This window comes from Pseudonocardia sp. SID8383 (assembly GCF_009864975.1).
In the GTDB taxonomy this organism is placed as follows: Bacteria; Actinomycetota; Actinomycetes; order Mycobacteriales; family Pseudonocardiaceae; genus Pseudonocardia; species Pseudonocardia alni.
This window is the reverse complement of the sequence record NZ_WWFY01000041.1, coordinates 1-5,348: the sequence shown is the minus strand read 5'-3', so window position 1 is coordinate 5,348 and position 5,348 is coordinate 1. Positions and strand designations below refer to the sequence as shown.

5 protein-coding genes are annotated in these 5,348 nt (G+C 75.4%); all 5 read right to left on the bottom strand.

The annotated features are described in order from the left end of the window. Positions 1-477: CbiX/SirB N-terminal domain-containing protein (locus tag GTW08_RS01265; RefSeq protein ID WP_346009829.1), on the bottom strand; the 477-nt coding region annotated here is incomplete at its 3' end. Next, complete coding sequence (locus tag GTW08_RS01260) at positions 474-1,664, bottom strand: uroporphyrinogen-III synthase (protein WP_161151271.1); 1,191 nt, start codon at positions 1,662-1,664, stop codon at positions 474-476. The genes GTW08_RS01265 and GTW08_RS01260, both read right to left, overlap by 4 nt. A gap of 106 nt (positions 1,665-1,770) precedes the next feature. Continuing rightward, positions 1,771-2,166 carry a nitrite reductase small subunit NirD gene (nirD, locus tag GTW08_RS01255; RefSeq protein ID WP_161151270.1) on the bottom strand — a complete coding sequence of 132 codons (396 nt, stop codon included), beginning with the start codon at positions 2,164-2,166 and terminating at the stop codon, positions 1,771-1,773. Further along, positions 2,163-4,706, bottom strand: a complete 2,544-nt coding sequence (gene nirB, locus GTW08_RS01250; RefSeq protein WP_161151272.1) for a nitrite reductase large subunit NirB — start codon at positions 4,704-4,706, stop codon at positions 2,163-2,165. Before nirB ends, nirD begins: the two co-directional genes overlap by 4 nt. Before the next feature lie 11 nt (positions 4,707-4,717). Further along, positions 4,718-5,348 (bottom strand): (2Fe-2S)-binding protein (locus GTW08_RS01245; protein WP_202416242.1); only part of this gene is annotated, 631 nt, incomplete at its 5' end.

Here is a 5,348-nt window from a genome sequence, read left to right as displayed (position 1 = left end):
CCCGACCGGGACCGGACGGCCGACCCGGCGGGCGAGCATTCCGGCGCTCGCGTGCACCTGGGCGACCGCGGACGGGTCCGACGAGCCGGCCGCCGCGAGGACGACGGCGTCGCCGTCGCGGTAGCCGGCCGTGCGCAGCCGGTCCAGGGCCGCGGCGGCGAGCAGCGGGTCGGGACCCATGGAGCGGGTGACCGGGAACCGGGCCGGGTCGGCGCCGACCTCGGCGAGCTGGGCGGGCAGGTCGGTGCGCACGTGGTAGCCGGCGGCGAGGAACGCGGGGACGACGACGGCACCGTCGTGGCCGCGGTCCCGCAGCCCGATCACGGCGTCGACGACCGTGGGACCGCGGACGTCGACGTAGCAGACCTCGACCTGCGGGCCGCGTGCGGCGACGGCCGCGGCGAGCGACCGGATCACCGCGTCGGCGGCGTCGGAGCGCGACCCGTGCGCGACGAGGAGCAGCGGGAGCCCGGTCACCGGGTCACCTCCGGGTCCTCGGCGCAGTGCGCGCCGTGCTCGGGTTCGAGTGCGAGCCGGTAGCCGCGGCGCACCACGGTCTGCACCAGGCCGGGGACACCGAGCGCCGCGCGGAGCCTGCCGATCGCGTTCTCGACGGCGTGCTCGTCGCCCGCCCCACCGGGCTGCGCGGCGAGCAGCTCGGCGCGGGACACGACACGGCCGGGACGTTTGGCGAGCAGCCGCAGCAGCGCCATGGGCGTCGGCGGCAACGGGCACAGCGTGCCGTCGACGAGCACCGCGTGTCCGCGCAGCTCCAGCTGGTGGCCGCCGACCGGGAGCCTGCGGGCGCGGGCCGGGGCGACGGACTCGCAGGTCCGCACCATCGCGCCGAGCCGGGAGCGCTGCGGCTGCACGGTCGGCACGTCGAGCGCCTCCAGCGGCGCCGCGGTGACCGGGCCGACGCACAGCGCCAGCACGGGGCCGCGCAGCGCGGTGAGCAGGTCCTCGCGGAGCCCACGCTCCCCGGCGCGGGCGAGGATCCCGGCCGCGGCGGGAGCGCTGGTGAACGACAGGACGTCGATCCCGCCGGCCAGGGTGGTGTCGATCAGCCGGTCCAGCGGGCCGAGGTCCAGCGGCGGCGCCCACCGGTAGACCGGCACCGTGACGACCTCGGCGCCCGCCATCTCCAGGGCGTCGACGACGTCGGGCAGCGGCTCGCCGTGCAGCTGCACCGCGATGCGGCTGCCCTCGACGCCGCGGTCGAGCAGGTGTTCCAGCACCTCGGCGGTGGACTCCGACTCGGGGGACCAGGCGTCGACCAGGCCCGACGCGCGGATAGCGCCACGCGCCTTGGGGCCGCGGGCGAGCATCTCCGAGCGGCCGAGCGCGGCGAGCAGGTCCTCGCCCAGCCCCCAGCCGTCGGCGGCCTCGATCCAGCCGCGGTAGCCGATCCCGGTGGTCGCGACGGTGATGTCCGGTGGTGCCGCGACGAGCTCGCGGGTGCGGGTCTCGAGGTCGGCGTCGTCGGCGAGGGCCACGATGCGCAGCGCGGGCCCGTGCTGGATGGTTGCCCCGCGGCGCTCCAGCATCGTGGCGAGCTCCTCGGCGCGCCGGGCGGCGGTGATGCCGACGGTGAACCCGGCCAGCGGTGGCACCGCGGCCGCGTCGGGCGCGGCGGCGGTGTCTCGTGCGGCGGATCGGGTCACCGGTTCTCCGTTCCTCCGATACCCCGGCCGGCCGGCGCGGAGGACGCGCGGAGGTCGCCGGGAGCGTCGCGGGTGGTGGTGGGCACGACGGCGTGGGAAGGCCCGTTCACCGTAGCCCGACCTGCAGCGCGTCGCCCATGACCCGCACCGCGAACGCGGGCAGGCTCACAGCGTCGCCGTCGGCACCGTCGAGGCAGCGGCCGTCGCGCAGGGCGAAGACCTGCTTGTGGAGCGGCGAGGCAATGGTCGGTTCGCCGCCGCGGTCGCCGACGATGCCGCGCGAGACGACCGCGGCCCCGGTGAACGGGTCGATGTTGCCCAGGGCGTACACCGAGCCGTCGGCGAGACGGAACAACGCGACCTGGGTGTCGCCGACGAGTGCGGCGGCCCCCCGGCCGGGCTGCAGCCGGTCCACCGGGCAGACGGTGAGCCAGCCGGTGGGCTCGGTCCCGGCCGGGGCGGGCGCGGCGGTCGTGGTGGTCGCGTCGAGCCGGGTGGTCATCGGGAGGACACCTCCGGGAGGCCGATCAGGACGGGCTCGTCGGGACGGCCGGGTGCCGGGACGTTCTGTCCCCGCTCCTCGACGAACCGGACGGTGGGGTCGGGGGTGTCGGGCGCGTTGACGAAGGAGACGAACCGCTCCAGCTTCTGCGGGTCGGCCAGGACGCCGGCCCACTCGTCGGCGTAGGAGTCGACGTGACGGGCCATCGCGGCGTCGAGCTCGCCGCAGATACCGAGCGAGTCCTCGACGATCACGGCGCGCAGGTGGTCCAGCCCGCCCTCCATCGCCTCGATCCACGGCGCGGTGCGCTGCAGCCGCTCGGCGGTGCGGACGTAGAACATCAGGAACCGGTCGATCGTCCGGACCAGCGTCGCGGTGTCCACGTCGGACACGAGCAGCTCGGCGTGGCGCGGGGTGAAGCCGCCGTTGCCGCCGACGTAGAGGTTCCAGCCGTGCTCGGTGGCGATCACGCCGAAGTCCTTGGACCGGGCCTCGGCGCACTCGCGCGCGCAGCCGGAGACGCCGGACTTGAGCTTGTGCGGGCTGCGCAGCCCGCGGTAGCGCAGCTCCAGCTCGACGGCGAGGCCGACCGAGTCCTGCACGCCGTAGCGGCACCAGGTCGTGCCGACGCAGGACTTCACGGTGCGCAGCGACTTGCCGTACGCGTGGCCGGACTCGAACCCGGCGTCGACCAGGCGGCGCCAGATCGCCGGCAGGTCCTCGACGCGGGCGCCGAACATGTCGATCCGCTGTCCACCAGTGATCTTGGTGTAGAGCCCGTAGTCGCGGGCGACCTCGCCGATGACGATCAGGCCCTCGGGGGTCACCTCGCCGCCGGCGATCCGCGGCACCACCGAGTAGGTGCCGTTGCGCTGCATGTTCGCGAGGAAGTGGTCGTTGGTGTCCTGCAGGGTCGCCCGCTCGCCGTCGAGGACGTGCTCGTTGTAGAGCGTCGCGAGGATCGACCCGACGACCGGCTTACAGATGTCGCAGCCCGACCCGCGGCCGTACCGGGAGATCAGCGCGGAGAACGAGGTGATGCCCGCCCCGGCGACGATCTCGAAGAGCTCGGCGCGGGAGTGGTCGAAGTGCTCGCACAGGGCCTTCGAGACCTCGACGCCCTGCTGGGCCAGGATCCGGGCGAGCGCCGGGACGCACGAGCCGCAGGTGGTACCGGCGCGGGTGCACGCCTTCAGCTCCGGCACGGTGTGCGCACCGTCGGCGATCGCCGCGCACAGCGTGCCCTTGGTGACGGCGTTGCACGAGCAGATCTGGGCCGAGTCCGGCAGCGCGGACGCGTCGGGCTCGGCGCCGCCCTTGGAGATGAGGGTGACCGGGTCGTCGGGCAGCCGGGACCCGACCAGCGGGCGCAGCGCGCCGTAGCGCGACGCGTCGCCGACCAGGACACCGCCGAGCAGGGTGGACGCGTCGTCGGACACGACCAGCTTGGAGTAGGTCCCCTCGACCGGGTCGTTGACGACGATCTCCAGCGCGCCCTCGGTGACCGCGTGCGCGTCGCCGAAGCTGGCGACGTCGACGCCGAGCAGCTTGAGCTGGGTGGACATGTCCAGCTCCTCGGGCGTCATCCGGGCCTCACCGCCGAGCAGCCGGTCCGCGACGACCTCGGCCATCGCGTAGCCGGGTGCGACCAGGCCGTAGGTGCGGCCCTCCAGCGCGGCGCACTCGCCGATCGCCCAGACGGCGTCGTCACGGGTGCGGCAGCGGTCGTCGACCCAGACGCCGCCGCGCTCGCCGACCGGCAGGCCGCAGTCGCGGGCGAGCTGGTCGGAGGCCCGGATGCCGGCGGAGAACACGACCAGGTCGGCGTCGAGCTCGACGCCGTCGGACAGCGTCCCGACCAGCCTGCCGCGGTCGGTGGACACCGCGGCCAGCGACACCCCGGTCCGCACGGCGATGCCCTGCGCGGTGACCAGTCGCTCGAGCAGCGCACCGCCGCCCGCGTCGACCTGCACCGGCATCAGCCGCGGCGCGATCTCGACGACCTGCGGGGACAGCCCGAGCAGCCGCATCGCGCGCGCCGCCTCCAGGCCCAGCAGCCCGCCGCCGACGACGATCGCCGACGGCCGCCCCTTGCGGGCCGGGTCGTCGGCGGCGGCCGCGGCGGCGGCCTTGATCGCGTCGAGGTCGTCGAGGGTGCGGTAGACGAAGCAGCCGGGAAGGTCCTTGCCGGGGACCGGCGGGACGAACGGGTACGAGCCGGTGGCGAGCACCAGCGCGTCGTAGGTCAGGGTGCGGCCGGACGCAGTGGTGACCCGGCGGGCGTCGCGGTCGATCGAGGCGACGGCGTCGCCGAGGTGGTAGGTGACCAGCGGGTCGCCGCGCAGGTCGTCGTCGTCGAGGCGCAGCTCCTCCTCGGAGCGTCCGTCCACGTAGGACGACAGGGCGACCCGGTCGTAGGCACGGCGGGTCTCCTCGCCGAGGACGGTGATCTCCCAGTCCCCGGCGGTGTCCCGGTCCCGCATCGCGGCGACGAGGCGGTGGCCCACCATGCCGTTCCCGACGACGACCAGACGGCTCATGCTCTGCTCCTTCATGCCGCGCTCTCCTGCGGCGGGTCGATGTCGGCCAGCCAGTCCCGGATCCCGCAGACGACGTCGCGGCAGCTCCCGCAGCCGGTGGCGGCCCGGGTGCGCCGCGACAGCGCGTCGACGTCGTGGGCGCCCGCGCGCCACGCGGTGACCAGCGCGTTCTTGGTGACGCTGTTGCAGCGGCAGACCATGGCACTTCCCGGCATCCGGACCGGGTCGGTGGCGGGCGACGTCTCGCCGGGCAGGGCGCGGCCGAGCAGCAGCGCGAGCCGGTCGGAGGGAGCGGGGGCGCCGGAGTCGTACAGCTCGGTGATCATGGCTGCGGCGTCGGGGAGTCCCATGAGGACGGCCCCGACGACGCGGTCGTCGCGCAGCGCGAGCACGCCGTAGCGGCCGCGGCGGGGGTCGGAGACGCGCAGCTCCTCGTCGCCCGCGGTGGGGTCGCCGAGGGCGGCGAGGTCGATGCCGCGGGCCTTGAGCCGGGTGACCGGGCGGGTGCCGCGGTAGCGCGCGGCCGGGTCGGTGCCGGTCAGCAGGTCGGCGAGGACGGCGGCCTGCTCCCAGCCGGACTGCACGAGCCCGCCCGGGGCGCCGGCGTGCTGCGCGCAGTCGCCGAGGGCGTGCACCCGGCCG